The organism is Megasphaera sp. SW808 (assembly GCF_012027795.1).
Taxonomy (GTDB): domain Bacteria; phylum Bacillota; class Negativicutes; order Veillonellales; family Megasphaeraceae; genus Megasphaera; species Megasphaera stantonii.
Window position 1 is genome coordinate 18,677 of record NZ_SJOT01000011.1, and the last position, 25,140, is coordinate 43,816.

Below are 25,140 nucleotides of genomic sequence, written 5' to 3' on the forward strand. Positions count from 1 at the left end.
GAGATAAATAGTCATATCCACATAAATTCGATGCAGGTGATATGAGTACACATATATTGTACCAGAAAATCATGTATAGAATAAGTAAAAAATGTAAAAAGATGAGGCGCAGAGGGACCGATGAGAGGGGGGAAGGGCAGAATGTATTGTCATTTAGGGCCTGTTTTGATACAATGTATAATTGAATATAAATATGTATCAATAACTTAGTTGCAATTGGAGGGCTTATTACGTGTTTAATAAAATAATGCAGAGACTGCTCGGCAATAATACCGAACGCGAATTAAAGAAGATGTGGCCTATCGTCCACCATATTAACGACTTAGAACCGAAGCTTACGGCCTTGAGCGATTCTTCGCTGCAGGAGAAGACCTTTGAATTCAAGCGCCGCCTGGCCGAAGGGGAAACGCTGGACGATATTCTGCCCGAAGCGTTTGCCGTCGTGCGCGAAGCGTCGCGCCGCGTCCTCGGCATGCGCCATTTTGACGTACAGCTTCTGGGTGGTATCGTCCTGCACCGCGGCGACATTGCAGAAATGCGTACAGGCGAAGGCAAGACCCTTGTCGCGACGCTGCCCGTCTACTTGAACGCCCTGACCGGCAAAGGCGTCCACGTCGTCACGGTCAACGACTACCTGGCTACGCGCGACAGTGAGGAAATGGGGCAGATTTATAAGTTCCTGGGATTGTCCGTCGGCCTTATCGTCCACGACCTGACGTATGAACAGCGCCGTCGTGCCTATAATTCCGATATTACGTACGGCACGAACAACGAATTCGGCTTCGACTACCTGCGCGACAACATGGTCATCAGCAAGGATCAGATGGTACAGCGTCCCCTGAACTACTGCATCGTCGACGAAGTGGACTCCATTCTCATCGACGAAGCCCGCACGCCGCTCATCATTTCCGGCCCGGGCGAAAAATCGACAGATTTGTACTATACGCTGGCTCATATCGTCAAGACCTTTGAAAAAGAAGACTACACGATGGACGAAAAGCAGAAGACCATCGCGCCGACGGAAAGCGGTGTCGCCAAGGTCGAAAAGATGCTGGGCATTAAGAATATGTTCGATAATGACCACCTTGATTTGAACCATTTGGTCATCCAGGCTTTGCGGGCCCGCTTCATGATGCACCGCGACAAGGACTATGTCGTCAAAGACGGCGAAATCGTCATCGTCGACGAATTTACGGGCCGCCTCATGTTCGGCCGCCGCTACAGCGACGGGCTCCACCAGTCCATCGAAGCGAAGGAAAACGTCAAGGTACAGGGCGAAAGCAAGACCTTGGCGACGATTACCTTCCAGAACTACTTCCGCATGTACGACAAGCTGGCCGGCATGACCGGTACGGCTAAGACGGAAGAAGACGAATTCAACAAGATTTACAAGCTGGACGTCTACGTCATTCCGACGAACAAGCCGGCTATCCGCAAGGACCTGCCCGACGTCATCTACAAGACGAAGCACGCCAAATACCGGGCCGTCGTCCGGGAAGTCAAGAAGCGCCACGAAACGGGCCAGCCGATCCTCGTCGGCACGACGTCTATCAGCCAGTCGGAAATCATCAGCCAGCTTCTGAAAAAAGAAAATATCGTCCACAACGTGCTGAACGCCAAGTATCATGAAAAGGAAGCGGAAATCATCAAAGACGCCGGCCAGATGAACATGGTCACCATCGCGACCAACATGGCCGGCCGCGGCACGGACATCAAGCTCGGCAAGGGTGTAGCCGAGCTGGGCGGCTTGATGATCATCGGTACGGAACGGCACGAAAGCCGCCGCATCGACAACCAGCTCCGGGGCCGCGCAGGCCGTCAGGGCGACCCGGGCACGACGCAGTTCTTCCTGTCTCTGGAAGACGACCTCATGCGTATTTTCGGCTCGGAAAACATTTCTAAATTCATGGACAAGCTGGGCATGGACGAAGACGAACCGATTACCCATTCCATGATTACCCGCTCCATCGAAAAGGCTCAGAAGAAGGTCGAAAGCCACAACTTTGAAATCCGTAAGTACGTCCTTGAATACGACGACGTCATGAACCAGCAGCGCGAGGTCCTGTACGGGCAGCGCCGCAAGGTCCTCGTCGCCGAATCGCTGCGCGACACGATCCTCGGCATGGTCGATGATATTATTCTCGACGGCCTGGACCGGTACGCCGACGAAAAGCTCTATCCGGAAGAATGGGATTTTGCCGGCCTCCTGGCTCAGATGGAACAGTACTTCGTGCCCAAGGGAACTGTAACCGTAGAAGAACTGGAAAACCTCAGCCGCATCGAAGTGCAGGAAAAACTCAAAGACATTGCCGTCGCCTTGTACGACGAACGGGAAAAGGAAATCAGCGCTGAAACGATGCGCGAGCTGGAAAAAGCCATTATGCTCCGCGTCGTCGACAGCAAGTGGATGGATCATCTCGACGCCATGGACGCCTTGAAGGAAGGCATCAACCTGCGGGCGTACGGCCAGAAGAATCCTCTGGTCGAATACAAATTCGAAGCCTATGAAATGTTTGAAGAAATGATCGATTCCATCAAGCGGACGGTCATTACCTTCCTCTATCACATTCAGGTAACGTACAGCAAGCCCGTGCCCAAGGCGGAAGACCGGCTCCAGGGCGCGACGGAAGTGCACGAAGAAAGCAAGCCCGTCAGCCGCGAGGATATCGAACGGGAAGAACAGAGAAAGCAACAGCAGCAGGACTAAGGCTGAAATGCAGAAAAAGAAAGTAAATTCTCTGTAAAAAAGAGAATGCCTGTGATATAATCGGTAATTAATGTTGATATATGAAAGATGGTGATACTTGTGCTATTAGAAGAATTGCGTAAGCCTTTGGAAGATTTGCAGAATAGAATACAAGAAATCGGGGATTCACTTTAGCTTACCTCGAAAAGAAGAACGAATTATGAATCTGGATATGCAGATGAGCGATCCGGACTTTTGGAACGACCCGGAAAAGGCCAAGGCCATTTCCCAGGAAGCGACGCAGCTGAAAGCCGAAGTCGAAGGCCATAAAGAGCTGGTACAGCGGGTGCAGGATGCCTGCGACTACCTGGAGCTGGCCATGGAAGAAGGCGATGCCGATTTGGCCGGCGAAATCGAAAAGCAGTATAAGGAACTGGTAAAAGACGTAGAAAAGAGGGAAATCCTCCTGCTTCTTTCCGATGAATACGATACGTGCAACGCCATCGTCACCTTCCATGCCGGCGCCGGCGGCACCGAAGCCCAGGACTGGGCGCAGATGCTCATCCGCATGTACATGCGCTGGGCCGAACGCAACGGATACCGCATCAATGTCATGGATATGCAGCCCGGCGATGAAGCGGGCATCAAGAGCGCAGCCTTTACGATTGAAGGCGAATATGCCTACGGGTATTTGAAGTCGGAAAAAGGGGTGCACCGCCTGGTCCGTATTTCCCCCTTCGACGCGGCGGCGCGCCGCCATACGTCCTTTACGGCCGTAGACGTCATGCCCGAGCTGCCTGACGACGTAGACGTAGAAATCAACATGGACGACGTCCGCGTCGACTACTTCCGCGCCTCCGGCGCCGGCGGCCAGCACGTCAACAAGACCAGCTCGGCCGTCCGCATGACCCATATGCCGACGGGCATCGTCGTCCAGTGCCAGAACGAACGGTCCCAGCTCCAGAACAAGGAAATGTGCTTGAAGTACCTGCGGGCCAAGCTCTTTGAATTGGAACGGGAAAAGCAGGAAAAACTGAAAGCCGAAATCGGCGGCGTCCATCAGGCCATCGAATGGGGGAGCCAGATACGCTCGTACGTATTCCATCCCTACAACCTGGTCAAGGATCACCGCACCGGCGTGGAAACGGGCAATATCCAGGCCGTTATGGACGGCGATTTAGATATCTTCATCGAAGGCTATCTGCAGCAGGAAAAGGATAAGAAGATTTCAAGACAGGATATATAAATGAAAAAGCTAATCACACTTTTGATCATCGCGGCGGCGGTTCTCGTCGGCGTCAACGCCTTCGGCCCGAAGACGGCGGAAGTGGCTCTTCATTACGCCTTGTCCCAGAAGATGGACCTCAAACCGGAAGACGTGCGCGTCGAGGCCTCGCCGGGCATGAAGGTGCTCCTCGGCGAGCTAGATGCGGTCAGCGTCCACGGCAAGGCCTTCCGCGTCGGCGGCCTGATGTTCGACAGCTTTGACTGCGACCTGCAGGGCGTGAAATTCAGTCCGATGGACGCCTTGCTGGATCAGCAGATGACTCTGGCTTCCGCCGCGCACGGCGAAATGTCGGCGTCTGTCAGCAGCAATGAGCTGCGCAATTTTTTAGTGGAAAAGGTAGACGGCCTGAAGGACGTATCGGTCGTCTTTCTGGGCGATACGATTGAAGTCAGCGGCTCGGCCAAGCTGGGCGGCCTGCTGAACGCCCGGGCGGTCATTCACGGCCGCTTCGGCATGGATGAGAAAAAGCTCATGTTCATTCCCGACGACGTCACCGTCGAGGGTTTCGGCATGAAGTACCGCGCCCGCGGTCTGGGCAGCGCCGAAGTGTACGATTTCAGCGAATTTCCCCTGGGAATCGTACCGGACAGCGTGACGATGCACGGCGACGTGCTGACTATACACGGCCAGACGGCCGCTCATTAAGTAAGGTGGAAACATGGAAAAACAACATCGCTACAGCAACATGCTGATGATCGCCGCCGTGCTCATCGGCCTCCTTTGCTCCATATACATGTGCGTCCAGCGCTACGCCGTGGAAGAACGGACGATGACGATCGAGCAGGCTATGGATTACGACGCCGTCGTCAGCATGGTCCGCAACGACGGCTATGACGTCGGCGAGGCGCTGGAAAAATTCCGGCAGGCCGGCATTACGAGCTTTACCATATACGACACGACGCTGAACAAGCTGACCCAGCGGGGCGACATATCGCTCATTACGCGGCTGGGCTTCCAGCTGTATTATCCGCAGCTGCAGATCGGCGATTTGTCTTATGATTATTACGTCGTCGGCCAGCCTAAGGACAAGGAAGACCCGTACTTCGACGAAATTGCGGCAGACCTGAAGACCCGCCTCGGCGCGGACAGCGTCAGCGTCATTGCCAATTCCCAATACCGCATCTTAGGCCTGCGCGGCTCCATGCCGGCGTTGGGTGATACGAATCTGGGAATCTTGTCGGCCGACGCCAAGGCCATTGCGGCCCGCGGGTTCCACGTCATCCTGCGGCCGACGAATTACAGCAACGTATCGAAAGAGCAGATTGATCAGTTTTTCCAGCGGGCCGCGGATATTCCCGACGTGTCGGGCATCATGTTCGTCGGCAAGGAAGTGCTGGGCTATACGCCGGACAAGGAACAGCGCAAAGCGATGCTGGCCGTGACGGCGGAGCATATGAAGGCCCAGGGCCTGCCCTTTTACATGATCGAAGCGGCTAACCAGCTGCAGTACGACCGTCAGGACGGCATGTACGATTTGGCCGACCTTCTCGATTATCAGACGGTGCGTATTTACGCCATGTCCAAGGAAGAGCTGGAAAAGATTACGCCGGAAGAAGCGGCCATGCGCTTTTACATCAGCGATTTGGAGCGCAACGTCCGCGTCAATTTGTATCCCCTGTATAAAAAGCCCCTTCACGGCATGAACCTGACGGAGACGAATCTGTCCTATATTCAGGAAACGTCCCGGAAATTGAAAGACCGGGGCTATGCGCTGGGCAGGGCCTCTATTATGGAAGGGTATTATCCCAACGCCCTGCTGCTGGCCGTGACGGCCGCGGCCGCGGCCTGCGGGTTTGTCTTCGTGCTGAACCTGTTCATTCCCTTATCGGAAAAGGTAAATTATATTCTCCTGGCGCTGGCAGTCGTCGGCGGAGCCGGGGGAACGGCTCTGTTTCATAGCGCCCTGTTCCTGCAGCTCATGGCTATCGGCTGTGCTGTCGCGTCGCCGACAGCGGCTATGCTCCTCCTGCTGGATTGGTGGAGAAAGAAGCCGATAGACGCGCCCCTGGGGTACGGACGAGTCGTCCGCGACGGCGCCGTCGGCCTGACCTGCGCCGTGGCCATCGCCATGATCGGCGGCTTGTATATTGCGGCCATGCTTGGCAATATCCGTTTCTTTATGGAATTTGATTTTTACCGCGGCGTCAAGCTGACCTTCGTGCTGCCCATCCTATTGGTAGCCGCAGGCTATTTGCTCCGCTTCCCCCTGTGGGGCCGGACGATCGCCTCGCCGCAGGATTTTGCGGCTTTTGCGAAGGACTTCCTCAATATTCCCATCAAGATGGGGACGCTCATCCTGTTGGGCATGCTGGCTATGGTAGCTTTCATTTTCGTCGGGCGGAGCGGCCATACGGCAGGCGTTCCCGTGCCTGATTTTGAAGTGGCGCTGCGCCGGTTTCTGGAAAATGCCATGTACGCCCGTCCGCGGGAAAAGGAATTTCTCGTCGGCCATCCGGCCTTCTTCCTCATGGTCGCCGCCATGTACCGCAAATGGCCGCAGATACTGCATTTCCTGTTGGTGCTGGCTGCGACGATAGGCGTCGGCTCTATGGTCGAAACGTTCGCCCACATCCGCACGCCCTTCCTCATGTCCTTTATCCGGGGCATCGACGGCTGGCTGCTGGGCCTGCCCTTAGGCATCATCGGCGTCTGCGGCGTCGCCTTCCTCGAGTACATTACGAATTGGCTGGGAAAGCGGGTGAAGCCCCGTGAGTAAGGTCGTTATTTCCGGCTATTACGGATTTGCCAACGCCGGCGACGAGGCCATGCTGTCGGCTATTATCGGCTCCCTGCGAGACATCATGCCCCACGTGGAGATCACGGTCATTACGGGCAACTGCCAGATGACCCGGAAACATCACAACGTACATACAGTTCACCGCATGAACTTTTTAGCTATCGCAGCGGCTATTCGCCGCTGTGATATTCTTATTAGCGGCGGCGGCAGCCTGCTCCAGGACGTGACCAGCACGCGCAGCCTCTACTATTATCTGCTGGTCATGCGCATCGCTTTGTTTTTCCATAAGCCCGTCATGCTTTATGCCCAGGGCATAGGTCCCGTGCGGGGCGAGAAGGCCCGGCAGGCCGTGCGGCAGGTGCTGCAGCAGGCGACGGTCATCGGCGTCCGCGACAGCGAATCGAAGCGGGAGCTGGAGGCGTTGGGCGTGACGGTTCCGCCGGTTCACGTCACGGCCGACGCCGTCCTTTCCATGCATCCCGTCGATAAAAAAATCGGCTTTTACTTGCTGAAAAAAGCCGGTGTCACAGGCATCCGGACCCGCGTCGGCATCGCCGTCCGCGACTGGCAAGGGATGACGGGGTACAAAGAAGAAATTGCCAAGGCCGCCGACGAGCTGCAGCGCCGTCTGGACGCCCGCATCATCTTCATTCCCATGCAGTATCCCGCCGACGTCAAGGCCGGCGAGGATATTGCCGCCATGATGGAAACGGAAGCCGTCGTCCTGCGGGAAGGCTATAATACGGTGGAATTCATGTCCCTCATCGGCTGCATGGACGCCGTCATTGCCAACCGCCTGCACGCCCTGGTGTTCGCTTCCCTCATGGAGGTGCCCGTGACGGCTATTTCCTACGACCCGAAGATAGACAGCTTTATCCAGCTCATCGGAGAAGAGCTCTGCGGCACCGTCGAGACGGTCGCCGCTGAGGATCTCGTCGCCGACGTAACGAAGAAGCTGGCTGCCGGAGGCATTGCGCCGGACGTGAAGGCGCGGCTTAATCACCTGCGCCGCCAGTCGCTGCGCAACGCTTATTTGGCCCTGCGGATTATCGAAGGAAAAGACAGCCTGCGGGCCCGTCTGAAGACCCGAAATACGGACGGCCGTTAGGGCCGCAGTTTGCATAGATACTTGGAAAGAGGTTTCCCATGATTGATTTCAAAGACGTATCAAAAGTATATGAAAATGGTTCCGTAGCCTTGAGCCATGTGTCGCTGCACATTGGCAAGGGCGAATTTGTATTTGTCGTCGGCGCCAGCGGCGCCGGCAAATCGACGTTTATCAAGATGCTGTCCCACGAAGAACTGCCCAGCCAGGGCTCGGTCTTCGTCGACGGGATAGAGGTCAATAAGCTGCCTAAGAGCCGCGTGCCTTATCTGCGGCGCAAAATGGGGATCGTCTTCCAGGATTTCCGCCTCCTGCCCAATAAGACGGCTGCGGAAAACGTGGCCTTCGCCATGGAAGTTATCGAATCGCCGCGCAAGGTCATTAAAGAGCGGGTGCGGACGGTCCTAGACTTGGTCGGCTTGCTGAGCAAGGCCGACGACCTGCCGCAGAATCTGAGCGGCGGCGAGCAGCAGCGCGTGGCTATCGCCCGGGCAATCGTAAACCGCCCCCTGCTGCTCATTGCCGACGAACCGACGGGCAACCTGGACCCGGACACGTCTAGGGACATTATGGAAACGTTTAAGAAAATCAACCATATGGGCACGACAGTCCTCATGGTTACTCATGATAAGCAGATGGTCGACTTGATGAACAAGCGGGTCATCGAAATCGTCGACGGCAAAGTAGTCCGCGACGAACAGAAGGGAGGATACGGCGATGAAGATTAGAACGATGCGCTACTTCGTGTCCGAAGCGGTCAAGTCTTTTTGGCGCAACAGCTTCATGACCATCGCGTCCATTGCGACGGTCGCCTTGTCCTTTTTCATCTTAGGTGTATTTACGATTATCGTCGCCAATTTGGATCACTTTGCAGAAAATCTGGAGAGCCAGGTGCAGATCAGCATCTATTTAAAGGACGACTTGACGACGGACCAGGTCATGAGCGTCGGCCGCCGGCTGAAAGCTCTGCCTGATGTCAAGGAACTCAGCTTTACCAATAAAGATCAGGCCATGGAAAAGCTGAAGGAACGGATGAAGGACCAGCCGGGCATCCTGAACGCTCTGGAAGGGAAGAACCCTCTGCCCAGCTCGTACGAGCTGACCTTCACCAATCCGGAAGCCGTTAAAAAGACGGCGGCTATTGTCGCTGAATATCCGGAAGTCGAAAGCTCCCATTACGGCCAGGAAATCATCGAGCAGCTGTTTCAGATTACGGCCGTCGTCCGCTGGGGCGGCATCGCCTTGATCATTCTCTTGACCTTTGCGACGCTGTTCATCATTTCCAATACGATTCGCCTGACCGTATTTGCCCGCCGCAAGGAAATCGGCATCATGAAATACGTCGGCGCGACGAACTGGTTTATCCGCTGGCCCTTCCTGCTGGAAGGCCTGTTCCTGGGCTTTATCGGCGGCGTCATCGCCGACCTGGCCCTGCTGCAGTTCTATGAATTCATTACGGTGACGATTCACCGTACTCTGGCGTTCCTGCCCATGGTCGGCATGTACCCCTTCATGTATCAAATGGGGGGCGTCCTCCTGCTCATCAGCATGGTCATCGGGGCTATCGGCAGTACGATTTCGTTGAAGCGGTATATGAAGGTGTAAGGTATGGTTACGTTTACGAAACAGAAAAAATACGTAGCCGCCATGGTCATATCGGCCTTGCTGAGCCCGTGCTTCGCGTCCTTCGCCGAAGACGAGGATTTGCAGAACCAGCTGGCCGACGTGCAGCAGCAGATGGCGGAACAGGAACAAAAGAAGAATGAAGCCGAAGCGGTCATCGGCAGCGTCTTTGAAAAGCTGCGGGTCATCCAGGAAAACCTCGACGCCGCCGAAGCGGAATACAAGTCGATTTCCGACCAGCTGGCCCAGACGGAAGCCAAAATCAGGGATACGGAAGCCCGGCTGGCGGCCGAACAGGCTAAGCTCGACAAGCGCCTCGACGTGTTCAGCGTCCGCATCCGCGATATTTATATGCACGGCCAGCTCAATTATCTCGACGTCATTTTGGGAGCCAAGGACTTCAATGACTTTGCCAACCGCGTCGAACTGCTGCGCCGAGTCGTCGCCGCCGACATGGAGCTGATTTCGTCCATTCGGGAACAGCGGGATATCATCCATCAGGCCCGGCAGGAACTGGAAGCGGAACGGCAGCATCAGGTACAGCTGAAGGCCGAAGCGGAACAGAAGAAGGCTGAAATTGAAGAACATAAGAAGGAACAGCAAGCTATTCTGTATCAGGCTGAAAACGATAAGGCCACGGCAGAAGCGGCGTACCGCGAATTGGAAGCGTCTTCAGCAGCCATCGGCGAAATGCTCCGCCAGCGCGCGGCCGAACGGGCGGCAGCGGCAGCGGCCGCGGCGGCCCAGCAGTCGTCGGGAGGAGGCGGATACACGAGCTATCAGCCCGTCAGCGGATCCGGCGCTATGATGTGGCCGGTCAACGGCGTCATTACGTCCGAATACGGCTACCGCGTCCATCCTATTTTCGGCTCGACTATTTATCACAGCGGCATGGATATCGGCGTCGATTACGGCACGCCTGTTGCGGCGGCCGACAGCGGCTACGTCGTGGAAGCCGGCTGGATCAGCGGCTACGGCTACGCCGTTATCATCGATCACGGCAACGGCCTGTCAACCTTGTACGGCCACAACGAATCCCTGGCCGTATCGGCCGGCCAGTCTGTCTCTAAAGGGCAGACCATCGCCTATGCCGGCTCGACGGGCAATTCGACGGGGCCGCACGTTCACTTTGAAGTGCGTTCCAACGGGGACCCTGTAGACCCCATGGCCTACTTATAAGGCGGCGTTGTGATGAAAGAGTCTATAAAGCGTTTTTTTCAAGAAGCAAGGCCCTTTTTCCAGTGGATTACGACGGTCGTCGCCTCGGTCCTGCTTTTGCTGGCTGCCTTGTCGTACGAACTGACGGGCGATTATATGGGAATTTTTAAATTCTTCCGCACCATTGCCGTCGTAGAGGACCATTATGCCGGCGACATCGACAAGAAGGCCCTGCTCGACGGGGCCATGAAGGGCGTCGTAGACACTCTGGGCGACAAGCATTCGACGTATTTGACCGGCGACGAATTCAAGATGTTTACGGAGCAGATGACTGGCTCCTATGCCGGCATCGGCGTGTACATCAGTAAGGCCGACGAGGGCGTGTTTATTGCCGGCGTCATCGACGGCAGTCCGGCCAGCGAGGCGGGGCTGCAGCGGGGCGACGTCATCATGGCTATCGACGGCCAGCCGACGGCGGGGATGGAACTGGAAGACGTATCCCTGTCCATCCGCGGCCCGGAAAATACGTCCGTCGTCCTGACGATTCGCCGCGACGGCGCCGACAGGGACATGACCTTGATACGCCGCAATATCCACATGCAGACGACAGCCGGCGAGATGATCGAAGGGACGGATATCGGCTACGTCCGCATCGCCTTGTTCAGCGAGGACACGGGACGGGAATTTACCGAAGCCTATCAGTCCCTGCGGGCTCAGGGCATGAAAAAGATGATCCTCGACCTGCGCAACAATCCCGGCGGGCTGGTCGACCAGGCGACGCTGGTAGCCAGCAACTTCGTGCCGAAGAACAGCGTCATCGTGTCCTATACGAGCAGCGACGGCCAGGAAGAGCAGTTCGTCGCCGACGGGACGGACGAGGTCATTCCCCTCGTCGTGCTGGTCAATGAAAATTCAGCCAGCGCGTCGGAAATCGTCGCCGGCGACGTGCAGGACCTGCAGCTGGGACCCATCGTCGGCGTCCGCACCTTCGGCAAGGGAACCGTCCAGGGCGTCTATCCCGTTACGAAGGACGACGCCGTAAAGGTTACTGTAGCCAAGTATCGGACGACGAAGGGGCGGGAAGTCGAAGGCAAGGGCATCGAGCCCGACGTCATCGTGCCCCTGCAGCCGAACGATCCCGTCGACTATCAGCTGGAAAAAGCGATGGAACTATTGCAGAAGCCGTAAACGAATTGAATTTCTTGCGCAAAATGACTTTACAGACGAGCCGTTTTGCTTTAAAATTTGAACAGTACCTTTTTAAGTGTATATAGCAGGACAGATAGACAGGAGACATGGTATATGTATGCTGTGTCTCTTTCTGTATATAGCGTCCTTTTCAGACATTTCGTATTCAATGAGGTGAAATATGTTTATCGATAGAGCCAGAATTTTTGTACAGTCCGGAAAAGGCGGCGACGGCATGAGCAGCTTCCGCCGCGAAAAATTTGTCCCCAAGGGCGGTCCTGACGGCGGCGACGGCGGTCACGGCGGCAACGTCGTCCTCGTAGCCGACCGCAATGTCAACACCCTCGTCGACTTCCGCTTCCGCCGCCTGTTCAAGGCCAAGCCTGGCGGCAAGGGTCAGGGGGCGAACTGCTACGGCCGCAACGCCGAAGACCTGCTCATTACGGTTCCCTTGGGGACGATCGTAAAAGACGAAGAATCGGGTCAGATCATTGCCGACCTGAGCCATGACGGCCAGCAGGCCATCGTAGCCAAAGGCGGCCGCGGCGGCCGGGGCAACTGGCATTTCCGTTCCAGCTCCAACCGCACGCCGACCTTTGCCGAACGGGGCGAACCGGGCGAAGAACGGTGGCTCCGCCTGGAACTGAAGGTATTGGCCGACATCGGCCTGTTAGGCTATCCCAGCGTCGGCAAGTCGAGTATCCTGCGCAAGGTATCGGCGGCTCAGCCGGAAGTAGCGGCCTATCACTTTACGACGCTTAACCCCATTCTCGGCGTCGTCGACCTGAGCGACCACCGCAGCTTCGTCATGGCCGACATTCCCGGCCTCATTGAAGGAGCCAGCGAAGGCGTAGGCCTGGGCCACGATTTCCTCCGCCACATCGAGCGGACGAAGATACTGGTCCACGTCCTCGACGTGTCGGGCATGGAAGGCCGCGACCCCATCGAGGATTACGAAAAGATCAACGAAGAGCTGCGCAAATACAGTGAAAAGCTGTCGCGGAAAAAGCAGATCATTGCGGCGAATAAAATCGACATGCTCGGCGATTCGGACAATCTGGAACGGCTGCAGGCCTATATGGACGAACGGGGACAGGAAGTATACCCTATCTGCGCCATGACTGGCGAAGGGCTGGAAGTCCTTCTCGAACGGCTGTGGGATCTGCTGGAAACGTATGTCGAAGAGCCGGAAGAAATCGCCGAAGAAGTCGTCTACAAGGCTCAGGATAAGCCGGACTTCGAAGTCAAGCGGGCCGACGACGGAGCCTTCGTCATTACAGGGCCCCGCATTGAAAACCTCGTAGCCATGACGAACTTCGACGACGACCAGTCCCTGCGCCGTTTCCAGCGTATCTGGCGCTACATGGAGCTGGATAAGCTGCTGAAGGAAAAGGGCATTTGCGACGGCAATACCGTCCGCATCTGCGAAATGGAATTTGAATATCACGAATAAAAGGAGCAACGAGAGTGAACAATAAAGATAAGAAAAAATTAAAAGCTATGGCCAGTCTCATGCCGTCGGTCGTGCAGATCGGCAAGGAAGGGCTGAGCGACGCCGTCATCGACAGCGCCAGAGCGGCCATTACGGCGCGGGAGCTCATCAAAGCCCACGTCCTGAACAACGCCAATCTGGACACGCGGGAGACGATGGAAGACCTGGCCGATATGCTGGGCGCCGAGCTGGTGCAGGTCATCGGCCACTACGGCGTATTGTTCAAGAAAAAAGACGAAAAATCACACTTCGATTTTATTACGATGTAAGGTTGGGATAACATGGCCGGTAACCGGGAATTGCTGCAAAAGAAAAATCGCATTGTCGTCAAGGTAGGGTCGAGCACCCTGACCCACGAGACGGGAAAGCTCAACTACCACCGCATCGAGCGGCTGGCAATGGAAATCGCCGATTTGGCAAATCAGGGGAAGGAAATGGTCCTCGTGTCGTCAGGCGCCGTCAGCGCCGGCATGGGGCCGCTGGGGCTGTCGGCGCGGCCCAAGACGATCCGCGAAAAGCAGGCCGTCGCCGCCGTTGGGCAGGGCGTCCTCATGCATACTTATGAAAAGATGTTCCGCGAATACGGGCAGAACGTCGGTCAGGTACTGCTGACGCGCATGGATGCCCAGGACCGTAAGAAATTTATGAATTCTCGCAATACCTTGCTGACGATGCTGCAGATGGGCGTCATCCCCATCATCAACGAAAACGATGTCGTAGCTATCGATGAGTTTAAAATCGGCGACAACGATACCTTGTCGGCTATGGTTAGCAATTTCATCGAAGCCGATTTGCTTATCATCCTCTCCGACGTAGACGGCTTGTATACGGCCAATCCGCAGACCCATCCCGAGGCCCGCATCATTCCCGTCGTGACGGAGGTAGACAAGCACGTTTACGATATTGCCGGCGGAGCCGGCTCGTCTATCGGCACGGGCGGCATGTACACGAAGATACAGGCCGCATCCATCGCCACCTCGTCGGGCGTCGACATGGTCATCGCCTCGGGCAGCGAAGACGGCGTCCTGCGCCGCATCTGCCAGGGCGAGGACGTCGGCACTTGGTTTACGGCCAAGGATTCGAACCTGCATACGAAAAAGCGCTGGCTCCTGTCGGGAGGCAAGGCCCGGGGCAGCCTTATCGTAGACGGCGGCTGCCGCAACGCCCTCGTCGAGCACGGCTCCAGCCTGCTGCCCGTAGGCATCGCTGCTGTAGAGGGTGAGTTCCACGAAGGAGACATCGTCAACGTCATGTACGAAGGCCTCGTCATTGCCAAGGGCATCGTCAACTACAACAGCGAAAGCGTCGAAGCCATCAAGCGCCATAAGACCGACGACATCACCAAGATTCTCGGCCACGAAGGCGTATATGAAGAAGTCATTCACCGCGACAACCTCGTCGTCATGCAGTGAGGAGGGATTGCTATGGAATCAGAAGTATTAGTCAAAGCCAGAGCGGCTAAGGCCGGGGCCCAGGAGCTGGCCCTGGTCGGTACGGATACGAAAAACAAAGCCCTGGCGTATTTAGCCGACGAGCTGGAACGGCAGGCCGCCTATATTATAGAAGCCAATCATCTTGATATTGCCGCGGCACGGAACAACGGCATGAGCGAAGCCATGCTGGATCGTTTGAAGCTTACAGAACAGCGGATTCACGATATGGCTGCCGGCGTGCGCCAGGTCATCGAGCTTCCCGACCCGGTCGGCCGCTGTCTGGCAGAATGGGACCGGCCCAACGGGCTGCATATCTGCAAGGTGACGGTGCCCTTGGGCGTCATCGCCATCATTTACGAATCGCGGCCCAACGTCACCGTCGACGCCGCGGCCCTGTGCATCAAGTCGGGCAACGCCTGCGTCCTCCGCGGCGGCAGCGAGGCCATTCATTCCAACACGGCTTTGGTCGCCGTTATCAAGGAGGCTCTCAAAGCGGCGGACCTCAATCCCGACGTCGTAGGACTGCTGGAAAATACGGACCGGGCCTTGGTAAAGGAACTGCTGACCCTGCGTCAGTACATAGATCTGGCCATTCCCCGCGGCGGAGCCGGCCTCATCCGCATGGTCGTCGAAACGGCGACGGTTCCCTGCGTCGAAACGGGAAGCGGCGTCTGCCACGTCTACGTCGACAAGGACGCCGACCTGGACATGGCCGTCCGCATCATCGAAAACGCCAAGGTGTCCCGGCCGTCTACGTGCAACGCCATGGAAACGCTGCTGGTTCATGAAAGCGTATTGGCCCCGCTGATGAAAAAGCTCGTGCCGGTCATGAAGCAGGACTGCGTCGAAATGCGCGGCGACGACTTGGCGCGCAGCGTCGACAGCGCCGTCCTCGCCGCAGAAGAAGCCGACTGGGAAACGGAATACAACGCCCTCGTCATGTCTATCCGGACCGTGTCGTCCCTGGACGAAGCGCTGGAGCACATCCGCCGCTACAGTACGCATCATTCCGAAGCCATCGTGACGGACAATCCGGAAACGGCCGAAGCCTTTCTGCGCAGCGTCGATTCGGCGGCAGTGTATGTCAACGCATCGACGCGGTTTACCGACGGCTTTGAATTCGGCTTCGGCGCGGAAATCGGCATCAGCACGCAGAAGCTGCACGTCCGCGGCCCCATGGGGCTGGAAGCCCTCGTATCTTATAAATACGTCGTCCGCGGTCAGGGCCAGATCCGGTAATGAAGCGCGTCGTGCAGGCCTACATGCGGACGCTGCGGCAGTACCTGTCAGCGCCGAAGACTCGCTACGAATACAAGCACTACGCCATCTGGCTGTTGTTATACGGCCTGACGCTGGCGCTGGTGTGGGGAGGAATTTATCTGTACCATGGAAATCACTAGGCTGGGGATCATGGGGGGAACTTTTAATCCCATTCATCTGGGACACCTGATGATTGCCGAAGAAGCGCGGCAGACCTTTCATCTCGACAGGGTGTTGTTCATCCCTTCGTACATAACGCCCAATAAAAATATAGACGGCGCGACGGCGGAACAGCGCCTGGCCATGACCAGGCTGGCGACGGCCGATAATCCCTATTTTGCCGTCAGCGATTTAGAAATACGCCGCAAGGGACGGTCGTACACCATCGATACGCTGCGGTTTTTAAAGGAATTTTACGGCCCGTCGTATATTTTGTATTTCATATCGGGAACCGATACGATACAGGATCTGCCGCAGTGGTACAAGCCGGAGGAAATCCTCTCGCTGTGCCAGTTTGTCGGCGCGACGCGGCCTGACGGCACGCAGTCCATCGGCCAGGTCGTCGAGCATTTCGGCGAGCTGGGAAAGCACATTTTAAAGCTGACCGTGCCGACTATGCAAATCTCTTCGACTGAACTGCGGCACCGTATACGCAGCGGACTGTCCGTCCGATACATGATGCCCAAAGTCGTTATAGAATATATCGAAAAACATGGAGTATATCAATGTACAGCGAAGAACTCAAGACAACCATTAAAGAACATTTAAAAGAGACGCTGAGCCCGCACCGGTACCAGCACGTGCTGGGCGTAGCCCAGGCGGCGCGCCAGCTGGCCGAGAAGTACGGCGGCGACGTCGATCAGGCCGAGGTCGCCGGCCTGCTGCACGACGCGGCCAAGCAGATGGACCTGCCGGCTATGCAGAAGCTGGCCTGGCGGAGCTTCGGCAGCACCTTGCCCGATACGATCGTCTCTATCGGCAGTCTGCTTCACGGCTACGCCGCCGTGACCATAGCCCGGGAGCAGTACGGCATTGACGACGCTGACCTCCTGGCGTCCCTGGCCCATCATACGACGGGGGCCGAGCATATGAGCCTCTTGGAAAAAATTATTTTTATGGCCGATTATATCGAGGTCAACCGCGATTTCGACGGCGTGGACAAGCTGCGCCGCCTGGCTGCGGAAGACCTGGATAAAGCCGTGCTGGCCGGCTACGATTCGACCATATTTCATCTATTAGAGCAGGGCAAGACGATTTACGTCGGCACGGTGACCAATCGGAATGCCCATATTTTGTCGATGAAGAAGGATCGGACCCATCATGGATAAGAAGAAATGGTTTCACCGTCCGAAGAAAAAGCATGCCATGCCGGGCGAACGGGAGCGGCGCAAAAAGCTGCTGCACCTGCTGGCGGGCATCGTCGCCGTCGCAGCCGTCCTGCTCTTGTCCGTGACGGCGTGGCGGCACTACCAGACGTCCCGGGCCGAGCAGTTTCAGAATCGCCTCGACGCCGTGCAGAACGGCGCGTCAGGCTCCTTTGAGCAGATCAGCCCCGATACGCCACTGTACGTACTGGTCATCGGCCGCGACGGCAACACGCCGCAGCAGGTCAACTTCGTCGGCCTGGCGGCGGTCAATAAGGAAAAGAAGCACATCGATTTCATCATGCTGCCGGACAATACGAAGATTGAAGGCCGCAAGGAAAAGGGGATTCAGGAGCTTCAGGACGTGTATACTGAAGGCGGCCGGACGCTCGTTCAGGCCGTCGTGGAAGATATGTTCCACATTCCCGTTCCTTTTTATGTCGAATTTTCTGAAGATACCTTCGTGAAGATGATTGACATGAGCGGCGGCCTGCCCATGTATGTGGAAGAAAACATGTACCACGCCGACGAAACGGGCGCGACGGATATCAACCTGTTCCAGGGGTATCAGACACTGACAGGGCAGGAAGCGGCGGGTTACATGCGCTACATCGACGAAGACGGCTACCTGTCGCGAACCCAGCGGCAGGAACGGCTGGTCAAGCTGTTTTACGCCGACCGGCAGCAGCGCTTCGGTATTTCCAACATGCTGTTTTTATACCGCTTCTGGAACAATGTAGATTCGAATATTTCCGCGAAGGATATAGCGGCCCTGGCCTTCAGCTTCCGCCACGTGCCGGCTGAAGACATTCATTTTTATATTTTGCCCGGCGAAAATACCAACGACGGGGCGACAGGCGGCAAGACGCTGTGGAGCTACGACCCCGTAGAAGGGCAGAAGATCATCGGCGCGACGAACAACGCCATCGCGCCGGCGCCCGAACCGCCCAGCAACACGCCGTAAGGCAGAGTCAGAGAAGGAGAACACAGAATGCCAATTACTATAAAGACAACGAAAGAAGAAAGAGAACTGAAAAGCTATGAAATTGCGGCCCAGGCTGCCAGCGACAAAAAGAGCTGGAACATCGTCATCCTCGACATGGAACAGTCGTCCATGATGGCCGATTACTTCGTCATCTGCAGCGCCCGCAACAACAAGCAGGCCCAGAGCATTGCCGACAACATTGAAGAAGAAATGGAAAAGCACGGCTACGACGTGCGCCACGTCGAAGGCTACCGAGAAGGTAAGTGGATACTCATCGACGCCGGCGAAGTCGTGGCTCACGTATTTGTCGAACAGGACCGCAGCTACTATGATTTGGAAAACTTGTGGTGCGACGCCGAACGGATTCCGTTCGAAGGTGAGTAAGATGCAGGTACTGCAGGAAAACAGCATCGCCACGCTGGAAGTATTGCGCGCCAGCGACATGGGCGTATTTTTAAACGGCGGCACGGGCAATACGAACGACGACATACTGCTCCATAAAAATCAGCAGACCGAAGAGGTCCATGTCGGCGACAAGGTTACGGTCTTCTTGTATCATGACCCGTCGGGCCGCCTGACGGCCAGTATGCGCCTGCCGAAAATCAAGGTCGGCCAGATCGGCTATGCGCCGGTCATCAACACGACGCGCTTCGGCGCCTTCGTCGACGTCGGTACGGAACGAGGTATCTTCATGCCCTTTGCCGAAATGAAGGGACGCCCCAAGGAAGGGGAATACGTATGGGTCAAGCTGTATGAAGACAAGTCCCATCGCCTGGCCGTATCGATGGAAGTAGAAGACGAAATGCGCCGGGCCTCCAGGGCGGCGACGGACGCCAAGGTCGGCGACTGGGTCGAAGGGGCGGTCTACAACATGACCGACCAGGGAGCCTACCTCATGACGCGGGAACGGTGGATCGCCTTTCTGCACCGCAGCGAATTCAGCGGCCCCATCCTCATCGGCCAGATGGTCAAGGGGCGCATCACGTACTTGCGCGAAGACGGCCGCATCAACATTTCCCTGCGCCAGACCAAGGAAAACGCCATCAACCCGGACAGCGAAAAAATCCTGGCCTTCCTTAAGCAGCGGAAGGGAAAGATGCCATACGGCGACAAGACGGCGCCGGCGGTCATCAAGACAAAGTTCGGCCTGAGCAAGGCTGCATTCAAGCGGGCTCTGGGCCATCTCATGAAGGAACAGAAGATCTACCAGCAAGAAGGCTGGACGTACTTAAAAGAAGATACGGAAGAATAAGACGCGGCGCGGCGCTGAAACCGGACCCGGCAGAGGGAAGGCTTTCGACGCCGCCTTTGTTTTAGCCTGCGCAGCCGTCGGTGATTTTGATGAAAATATAGTGCGAAAATCGCCTTGGTGTGCTAAAATATGAAGATGATTACATAGTATAGGAAAGGGTTTTGGCATGGCTTCGATTTTTTCTCCATTAACTAAAAATATAGGTATTGACTTGGGAACGTGCACGACCCAGGTCTACGTAGAAGGGCGGGGCGTCGTCTTTTCCGAGCCTTCCATCGTGGCGACGGACGAGCGGAACCGCAAGCTCGTAGCCATCGGCAACGGGGCGGAAAGCATGCTGTCGAAGTCGCCGGAAACGGTGAAGATCCATCGGCCCCTGCTGAACGGCGTCGTCGCCGACTACGGCGTGACGCGGACGATGCTGGGCTATATCCTCAGCAAATGCGTCCGCAGCGTCCAGCGCCTGCGCATCATGGTCGGCGTGCCGGCTGCGGCGTCCAACGTCGAAAAGAGGGCCGTCATGGAAGCCGTCTATCAGGCCGGAGCCAAGGAAGCCTACCTCGTCGACACGGCCGTTGCCGCGGCCATGGGCGTCAACATGCCCGTATACGATCCCGTAGGCAACATGGTCGTTAACATCGGCGGCGGCACGACGAATGTGGCTATCCTTTCCTTGGGCGGCATCGTCGTGTCCAAGTCCATTCACCTGGGCAGCCTCGATTTCAATGAAGCGATTAAAGATTACCTGCGCGGCCAATACGATATCGTCACCGACGACATGACCATTGAAGAGATGAAGATTACCAACGGCTCGGCTGTACTGCCTCTGGAAGACCGGGGCTATTACTTCACAGGCCGGGGCCTCGACGACGGACTGCAGAAGGAATGCGCCGTCCAGGCCAGCGAGCTCTATCAGGTCATCGGCAGGCCCCTCATGAAAATACTCGACTTGGTGCGGTCGGCCCTTCAGGAAACGCCGCCGGAGTTGTCGGCCGATATTATGGAGCACGGCGTCGTGCTGACCGGCGGCGGCGCCAAGCTCAAGGGCATGGAACAGCTCTTTTCTCAGGAACTGGGCGTGCCCGTCGTCCTGGCTGCTGATCCGGAGCTGGCCGTCGTCCGGGGCATCGGCGTCGCCGTGGCGGAACGGGAAAAGCTGGCCCCGGTCATTGAAGGAGCGCAGCGCATTTATAGGAGGAGATTTTAAAATTGTTTTCGTTAGGTAAAAAAAGCGTCGTCATCGTGCTGATACTCTTTGTCCTCATCGCCGTCGTCGGCTGGGCCTGGCGGCAGCGCGAATCGCTGCCCTTCGTAGCCAAGCCGCTACAGATGGCTGCGGCCCCCTTTGAATACGGGGCGAGCCGTATCATGAATTCCTTGGCGTCGGCTTTTCACATCGTCGATATTAGTTTAAAAAACCGCATTGAATGGGAAGCGCTGGAACGGGAAAACGCCGAGCTCAAGAGCCGCACTGTCGACTACGACGAGCTGGTGGCCGAAAACGACCGCCTGCGTCAGCTCCTCGACTTCCGCGCATCCCACGGCCAATACCAGATGGTTGCCGCAGTCGTCATTTCCCGTGATTACGGTACGTGGAGCAACACGATGATCATCGACGCCGGCACGAATGAAGGCGTAGCCAAGGACATGCCCGTCATTACGCCGAGCGGCGTCGTCGGCTTCATCAGCGAGGCCTATCCCCATTCGGCCCGCGTCCAGCTCCTGACGGACCCGCGCACCAGCATCGGCGCTATCGTACAGCGGCCTGAATCGCGCGTATCGTCTGTCGTCCGCGGCAACGGCAACGTGCCGTCGGAACCGCAGTTTGTCAATATCGCCAAAGACGCGGATATTCTCGAAGGCGATACCCTCGTCACGTCGGGCTTCGGCTCCATTTATCCCAAGGGATTGTATATTGGCACCATCGTGTCGATTCACCAGAACGACAACGATTTCGTCAAATACGCCGTCATTCGTCCCAGCGTCGATTTTTCCAAACTGGAAGAAGTATTCGTTATCTTGAAATCATCTGATACCGGTTCGTACGACAAGCCCGGCGTCGCGCCGAAGCTCGTTCCCCAGACGAACCGCGATAAAGTAGAAGGAATCAAAGGAGCGGCAGCCTTATGAAAAAGCTGAGTTGCCTCATGACGGCGTTTATCGTCTTCATCCTGCAAAGCTCCGTCCTGCCGTTTTTATGCGACGGCATTACCCAGCCGAACCTCGTGTTTCTCTTCGTCGTCCTTATAGCCCTTCATCACGGCCAGCGCGTCGGCGTCGTTACGGCCCTGATAGGCGGCATCTGCCAGGATGTGGTGATTGGCAATTTCTTGGGCGTCCACCTGCTGCCGTATCTCGTCATCGCCTTTGCCTGCAGCTACATAGGCCGCGGCATCGACAAGGACCAGTGGATTCTGACGGAGCTCGTCGTCCTGGGAGCGACGGAGTGCTGTCTGATTCTGACCTGCGCCGTCCTGTTTATTTCCGGCCAGTTCATCAACGGGGCGTCCTATTTGTTTGAATTCAGTATTCCCATGCTGGCATACCACGGCATACTGGCCCTGCCGGTAGACCGCGTCGTCTGGCGGCTGCGCCGCGACGAGTTGTACTACGGCCACATGGGATATCGTTGGTAGATGGAGGAACGCGCAGATGCTTGAAGCGTTAATGAAAAAAAAGAGCGATGACGGCCGCTTCCGGTATTTGTATTGGGTCATCATCGCTATCTTCGCCATACTGGTCTGCCGGCTGGCCTATTTGCAGCTCGTAGAAGGGGAGTATTATCACTCTCTGGCCGAAGGGAACCGGCTGCGGGCCGTCCCCATCGCGGCCATGCGCGGCGTCATGTACGACCGCAACGGCCAGATTCTCGTCGGCTCGCGGCCCAGCTTCATGGTGACCTACGTGCCGACAAAGGACGGCATGTCCGACGCGGAGCTGAGCGAATTGTCGCAGCTGCTGAATATCCCGGAAGCTAAGCTGCAGGAAAAAATAGAAAAAGTAAAGAGCTCCTATATCCCGACGGTCCTGGCCAACGACCTGACTCAGGATATTGTCACTAAAATTGAAGAACGGCGCAACGAGCTGCCGGGGATTTCCATCGACGTCCAGCCTATCCGCTACTATCCGTACAACGAAATGGCCGCTCAGATTTTCGGCTACGTCGGACAGATAGACGAGGACGACCAGAAGCGTCTCGAAGGACAGGAGGGCGTGTCCAATATCACCCAGATCGGCCGGGCTGGTCTGGAAGCGTACTACGACGACCTGCTCCGCGGCAAGGACGGCGGCCGGCAGGTCGAAGTCGACGCTACGGGCAGTCCGGTCAAGGAAATGGAACGAAAGAATCCCGTAGCCGGCCACAACATCCATTTGACTATCGACCTGAACCTGCAGCAGGCAGCAGAAAAGGCTATGGATGCCCAGATTGCCAACGGCATCGGCACGGCAGGCATTGCTATGGTTGCCTTAGACCCTAATACGGGAGCTGTGCTGGCTATGGCCAGCCGCCCGTCGTATAATCCGAACTGGTTTACCCGGGGGATTACGGAAGCCGAATGGTCTCAGATCAACGACAATCCCTATCATCCCATGGAAAACCGGGCCATCGCCGGCGAATATCCGCCGGGCTCGCCCTTTAAGATCATTACCGGCGCCGCCGCCCTGGAGCTGAAAAAGGTTACGCCTGACGAATTGATCTTCGACAGCGGCCGCCACTGGCTCGTAGACATGCGCAACGCCGGCGGCGAAGCCTTGGGCTGGATTAACTTTACTGAAGCCTTGTCCAAGTCGGACAACGTATATTTCTATGAAATGGGCCGGCGCGTCGGCATCGACAAGCTGGCGGAATACGCGGCCATGTTCGGCATGGGCAAGAAGACGGGCATCGACCTGCGCGGCGAGTCTTCAGGCCTCATTGCCAGCGAGAAATACAAGATGGATACCTTTGACGAAGACTGGTATCTGGGCGATACGTTCAACTCGGCTATCGGCCAGGGCTTCCAGCTCGTCACGCCCCTTCAGGCGGCCATGATCGTCAGTGAAGTGGCCAACGGCGGCATCCAGTACCGTCCCTTCTTGGTAAGCCGCATAGACAATCTCGACGGCACGCCTTACAAGATTTTTGCGCCGGAGCAAATCGGCACGCTGTCCATTTCCCGGTCGACCCTCGATTTGATACGCGAAGGCATGCGCAACGTTACGGAAGAGGGGACGGCGGGATATATCTTCGCCGATTTCCCCATCCAGGTCGCCGGCAAGACCGGCACGGCTGAAAACTACAGCGGTCAGGACCACGGCTGGTTCGTGGCTTACGCGCCCTTCGACCATCCGCGCATCGTCATCGCCGTTCTCGTCGAACAGGGCGGGTATGGTTCCAGCGCGTCTGCGCCGATTGTCAAAGAAATGCTGGAAGAATTTTTCCACGTCGGCAAGTACGCCGCCGGCGTGCCGAAGGACGAAGATAAGGACAAGAAGGCAAACGCCGACGGAGCGGCGGCTCAGGATGCCAAGCCGGCAGAATAGGAGCCGTAATTTCGTATTGCACAGAAAGGAGTCGTTCTCATGTCAACCATCATCGCTATCGCCTCAGGTAAGGGCGGCGTCGGCAAGACGCTGGTCACGGCCTCCCTGGCTATCGCCCTGCAGCGCCGCGGCCATTCCGTATTGGCCGTCGACGCCGATATGGGCCTGCGCAACTTAGACCTCATGTTTGGCATGCAGGACGATGTCCTGTACGATATCGGCGACGTCATCAAGGGACGCTGCCGCGCCGGCGAAGCCGTCATGACCGTCGCCGGCAAGCTGGACTTTTTAGCGGCCAGCCAGAAGCATACGTGGGAAAAGGTCGATGCGCCGACATATCATTATATCGTTGAAACCTTGTCTAAAGATTATGACTATACCCTCATCGACTGTCCGCCCGGACGAGGGCGGGCCTACAAGGATGCCACGGCTATTGCCGACCGCATTTTCTTCGTCGTCGAGCCGACGTGGTCGTCTATGCGCGACGCCGCCCGGGTCATGCAGTTTTGCAATAAGCGCAAGCGCTTCAATTACGACGTGCTGTTCAATAATTTTTACAGCGGCGTGCCCGGCTACGTGCCGGTGCAGGATATGCTGCAGATGTTAAATCCCGAAACCGTCGCCGGCATTCTGCCTCACGACCCGGCGGTGCATCGGGCTGCCCACGAGGGCTGCCTCCTGCATGCGGCGGAGAGCCCCTTTATAAAGGCCCTGGCTCAGACGGCGGCTTACGTCGAAGGGGCGGCGGCTCCGGACATAGGCAGCCTGACGGTCCTGCTGCCGACGGCGGAAGGAGCAGGCGTCGAGGAAAAAGAATGCTTGCCCGTCGCTGACGAGGAAGAAAAAGAATCTCTCGGCTGCATGAAGGCCCTGGCCGCAGCAGAGCTGCAGAAAGCGGCGGCTATTCTGAACGGCACGGCGGCCGGGCCTGAGGAAGAACCAGAAGAAGACGGGGCAGACGAGTCTATCCCTCGCCGGCCCAGGGGCCTGTCCCTGCGGCGGCGGCGCGACCAGTCTGCAGCTTGGCGACATTATCGCCGATAGG

Annotated in this window: 24 protein-coding genes; all 24 read left to right on the forward strand. The window is 56.8% G+C overall.

The window, feature by feature from the left end; translation table 11 throughout:
- Positions 1-232 precede the first annotated feature (232 nt).
- Positions 233-2,707: a preprotein translocase subunit SecA gene (gene secA, locus E0L13_RS05790; RefSeq protein ID WP_087477512.1), complete on the forward strand. Its 2,475-nt coding sequence runs from the start codon at positions 233-235 to the stop codon at positions 2,705-2,707.
- 87 nt (positions 2,708-2,794) lie between these two features.
- Positions 2,795-3,932, forward strand: a protein-coding gene (prfB, locus tag E0L13_RS05795; RefSeq protein WP_239478010.1) for a peptide chain release factor 2 whose coding sequence is annotated in 2 segments (ribosomal slippage) — positions 2,795-2,866 and positions 2,868-3,932 — 1,137 coding nt in all. Because the reading frame shifts where the segments join, the coding sequence is not laid out codon by codon here.
- Positions 3,933-4,619 carry an LmeA family phospholipid-binding protein gene (locus tag E0L13_RS05800; protein WP_107195274.1) on the forward strand — a complete coding sequence of 229 codons (687 nt, stop codon included), beginning with the start codon at positions 3,933-3,935 and terminating at the stop codon, positions 4,617-4,619.
- A gap of 13 nt (positions 4,620-4,632) precedes the next feature.
- Positions 4,633-6,690 carry a DUF5693 family protein gene (locus E0L13_RS05805; protein ID WP_168060945.1) on the forward strand — a complete coding sequence of 686 codons (2,058 nt, stop codon included), beginning with the start codon at positions 4,633-4,635 and terminating at the stop codon, positions 6,688-6,690.
- Positions 6,683-7,819, forward strand: coding sequence for a polysaccharide pyruvyl transferase CsaB (csaB, locus tag E0L13_RS05810; protein WP_168060947.1), 1,137 nt, complete (start codon positions 6,683-6,685; stop codon positions 7,817-7,819). Before E0L13_RS05805 ends, csaB begins: the two co-directional genes overlap by 8 nt.
- A 38-nt stretch (positions 7,820-7,857) precedes the next feature.
- On the forward strand, positions 7,858-8,544 hold the full coding sequence (gene ftsE, locus E0L13_RS05815; protein WP_087477507.1) for a cell division ATP-binding protein FtsE: 687 nt from the start codon (positions 7,858-7,860) through the stop codon (positions 8,542-8,544).
- On the forward strand, positions 8,534-9,421 hold the full coding sequence (gene ftsX, locus E0L13_RS05820; RefSeq protein ID WP_087477506.1) for a permease-like cell division protein FtsX: 888 nt from the start codon (positions 8,534-8,536) through the stop codon (positions 9,419-9,421). Before ftsE ends, ftsX begins: the two co-directional genes overlap by 11 nt.
- A 3-nt stretch (positions 9,422-9,424) precedes the next feature.
- On the forward strand, positions 9,425-10,618 hold the full coding sequence (locus tag E0L13_RS05825) for a M23 family metallopeptidase (RefSeq protein WP_087477505.1): 1,194 nt from the start codon (positions 9,425-9,427) through the stop codon (positions 10,616-10,618).
- A 12-nt stretch (positions 10,619-10,630) separates the two neighbouring features.
- On the forward strand, positions 10,631-11,785 hold the full coding sequence (locus E0L13_RS05830; protein WP_168060949.1) for a S41 family peptidase: 1,155 nt from the start codon (positions 10,631-10,633) through the stop codon (positions 11,783-11,785).
- Positions 11,786-11,966: 181 nt separating this feature from the next.
- Positions 11,967-13,238: a GTPase ObgE gene (gene obgE / locus E0L13_RS05835; RefSeq protein WP_168060951.1), complete on the forward strand. Its 1,272-nt coding sequence runs from the start codon at positions 11,967-11,969 to the stop codon at positions 13,236-13,238.
- A 14-nt stretch (positions 13,239-13,252) separates the two neighbouring features.
- The gene (locus tag E0L13_RS05840) at positions 13,253-13,546 is read left to right on the forward strand and encodes a YhbY family RNA-binding protein (RefSeq protein WP_107195267.1); all 294 of its coding nucleotides are present in this window, start codon (positions 13,253-13,255) and stop codon (positions 13,544-13,546) included.
- 12 nt (positions 13,547-13,558) lie between these two features.
- Positions 13,559-14,689, forward strand: a complete 1,131-nt coding sequence (gene proB / locus E0L13_RS05845; protein ID WP_168060953.1) for a glutamate 5-kinase — start codon at positions 13,559-13,561, stop codon at positions 14,687-14,689.
- A 12-nt stretch (positions 14,690-14,701) separates the two neighbouring features.
- Positions 14,702-15,949 carry a glutamate-5-semialdehyde dehydrogenase gene (locus E0L13_RS05850; protein WP_168060956.1) on the forward strand — a complete coding sequence of 416 codons (1,248 nt, stop codon included), beginning with the start codon at positions 14,702-14,704 and terminating at the stop codon, positions 15,947-15,949.
- Positions 15,949-16,110, forward strand: coding sequence for a hypothetical protein (locus E0L13_RS05855; RefSeq protein ID WP_162860315.1), 162 nt, complete (start codon positions 15,949-15,951; stop codon positions 16,108-16,110). The genes E0L13_RS05850 and E0L13_RS05855 overlap by 1 nt, the downstream gene beginning before the upstream one ends.
- Positions 16,097-16,738 carry a nicotinate-nucleotide adenylyltransferase gene (nadD, locus tag E0L13_RS05860; RefSeq protein WP_087477499.1) on the forward strand — a complete coding sequence of 214 codons (642 nt, stop codon included), beginning with the start codon at positions 16,097-16,099 and terminating at the stop codon, positions 16,736-16,738. The genes E0L13_RS05855 and nadD overlap by 14 nt, the downstream gene beginning before the upstream one ends.
- Positions 16,696-17,298: a bis(5'-nucleosyl)-tetraphosphatase (symmetrical) YqeK gene (yqeK, locus tag E0L13_RS05865; RefSeq protein ID WP_168060958.1), complete on the forward strand. Its 603-nt coding sequence runs from the start codon at positions 16,696-16,698 to the stop codon at positions 17,296-17,298. The genes nadD and yqeK overlap by 43 nt, the downstream gene beginning before the upstream one ends.
- Positions 17,291-18,298, forward strand: a complete 1,008-nt coding sequence (locus E0L13_RS05870; protein ID WP_240924667.1) for an LCP family protein — start codon at positions 17,291-17,293, stop codon at positions 18,296-18,298. Before yqeK ends, E0L13_RS05870 begins: the two co-directional genes overlap by 8 nt.
- Before the next feature lie 27 nt (positions 18,299-18,325).
- A complete protein-coding gene (rsfS, locus tag E0L13_RS05875; protein ID WP_087477497.1) occupies positions 18,326-18,703 on the forward strand; it encodes a ribosome silencing factor in 378 nt (125 codons plus the stop codon).
- A 1-nt stretch (position 18,704) separates the two neighbouring features.
- Positions 18,705-19,571 (forward strand): S1-like domain-containing RNA-binding protein, encoded by an 867-nt coding sequence (locus E0L13_RS05880; RefSeq protein WP_087477496.1) that lies wholly within the window; start codon positions 18,705-18,707, stop codon positions 19,569-19,571.
- Between the two features lie 166 nt (positions 19,572-19,737).
- Entirely contained in the window at positions 19,738-20,778 is a 1,041-nt protein-coding gene (locus E0L13_RS05885; protein ID WP_168060960.1) for a rod shape-determining protein, read from the forward strand.
- Between the two features lie 2 nt (positions 20,779-20,780).
- On the forward strand, positions 20,781-21,701 hold the full coding sequence (mreC, locus tag E0L13_RS05890) for a rod shape-determining protein MreC (protein ID WP_168060962.1): 921 nt from the start codon (positions 20,781-20,783) through the stop codon (positions 21,699-21,701).
- Positions 21,698-22,207 (forward strand): rod shape-determining protein MreD, encoded by a 510-nt coding sequence (gene mreD, locus E0L13_RS05895; RefSeq protein ID WP_168060964.1) that lies wholly within the window; start codon positions 21,698-21,700, stop codon positions 22,205-22,207. The genes mreC and mreD overlap by 4 nt, the downstream gene beginning before the upstream one ends.
- 16 nt (positions 22,208-22,223) lie before the next feature.
- Positions 22,224-24,095: a penicillin-binding protein 2 gene (mrdA, locus tag E0L13_RS05900; RefSeq protein ID WP_168060966.1), complete on the forward strand. Its 1,872-nt coding sequence runs from the start codon at positions 22,224-22,226 to the stop codon at positions 24,093-24,095.
- Between the two features lie 39 nt (positions 24,096-24,134).
- A complete protein-coding gene (locus E0L13_RS05905) occupies positions 24,135-25,139 on the forward strand; it encodes an AAA family ATPase (RefSeq protein ID WP_168060968.1) in 1,005 nt (334 codons plus the stop codon).
- The last annotated feature ends 1 nt before the right edge of the window (position 25,140 follow it).

What these genes read in the sequence shown, in the direction of transcription:
- E0L13_RS05905 (WP_168060968.1), top strand. Translation starts at nt 24,135, where the DNA reads ATGTCAACCATCATCGCTATCGCCTCAGGTAAGGGCGGCGTCGGCAAG.
- mrdA (WP_168060966.1), top strand. Translation starts at nt 22,224, where the DNA reads ATGCTTGAAGCGTTAATGAAAAAAAAGAGCGATGACGGCCGCTTCCGG.
- E0L13_RS05880 (WP_087477496.1), top strand. Translation starts at nt 18,705, where the DNA reads ATGCAGGTACTGCAGGAAAACAGCATCGCCACGCTGGAAGTATTGCGC.
- E0L13_RS05855 (WP_162860315.1), top strand. Translation starts at nt 15,949, where the DNA reads ATGAAGCGCGTCGTGCAGGCCTACATGCGGACGCTGCGGCAGTACCTG.
- ftsX (WP_087477506.1), top strand. Translation starts at nt 8,534, where the DNA reads ATGAAGATTAGAACGATGCGCTACTTCGTGTCCGAAGCGGTCAAGTCT.
- E0L13_RS05825 (WP_087477505.1), top strand. Translation starts at nt 9,425, where the DNA reads ATGGTTACGTTTACGAAACAGAAAAAATACGTAGCCGCCATGGTCATA.
- proB (WP_168060953.1), top strand. Translation starts at nt 13,559, where the DNA reads ATGGCCGGTAACCGGGAATTGCTGCAAAAGAAAAATCGCATTGTCGTC.
- E0L13_RS05800 (WP_107195274.1), top strand. Translation starts at nt 3,933, where the DNA reads ATGAAAAAGCTAATCACACTTTTGATCATCGCGGCGGCGGTTCTCGTC.
- nadD (WP_087477499.1), top strand. Translation starts at nt 16,097, where the DNA reads ATGGAAATCACTAGGCTGGGGATCATGGGGGGAACTTTTAATCCCATT.
- rsfS (WP_087477497.1), top strand. Translation starts at nt 18,326, where the DNA reads ATGCCAATTACTATAAAGACAACGAAAGAAGAAAGAGAACTGAAAAGC.
- ftsE (WP_087477507.1), top strand. Translation starts at nt 7,858, where the DNA reads ATGATTGATTTCAAAGACGTATCAAAAGTATATGAAAATGGTTCCGTA.
- E0L13_RS05885 (WP_168060960.1), top strand. Translation starts at nt 19,738, where the DNA reads ATGGCTTCGATTTTTTCTCCATTAACTAAAAATATAGGTATTGACTTG.
- yqeK (WP_168060958.1), top strand. Translation starts at nt 16,696, where the DNA reads ATGTACAGCGAAGAACTCAAGACAACCATTAAAGAACATTTAAAAGAG.
- E0L13_RS05870 (WP_240924667.1), top strand. Translation starts at nt 17,291, where the DNA reads ATGGATAAGAAGAAATGGTTTCACCGTCCGAAGAAAAAGCATGCCATG.
- obgE (WP_168060951.1), top strand. Translation starts at nt 11,967, where the DNA reads ATGTTTATCGATAGAGCCAGAATTTTTGTACAGTCCGGAAAAGGCGGC.
- E0L13_RS05830 (WP_168060949.1), top strand. Translation starts at nt 10,631, where the DNA reads ATGAAAGAGTCTATAAAGCGTTTTTTTCAAGAAGCAAGGCCCTTTTTC.
- mreD (WP_168060964.1), top strand. Translation starts at nt 21,698, where the DNA reads ATGAAAAAGCTGAGTTGCCTCATGACGGCGTTTATCGTCTTCATCCTG.
- E0L13_RS05805 (WP_168060945.1), top strand. Translation starts at nt 4,633, where the DNA reads ATGGAAAAACAACATCGCTACAGCAACATGCTGATGATCGCCGCCGTG.
- E0L13_RS05850 (WP_168060956.1), top strand. Translation starts at nt 14,702, where the DNA reads ATGGAATCAGAAGTATTAGTCAAAGCCAGAGCGGCTAAGGCCGGGGCC.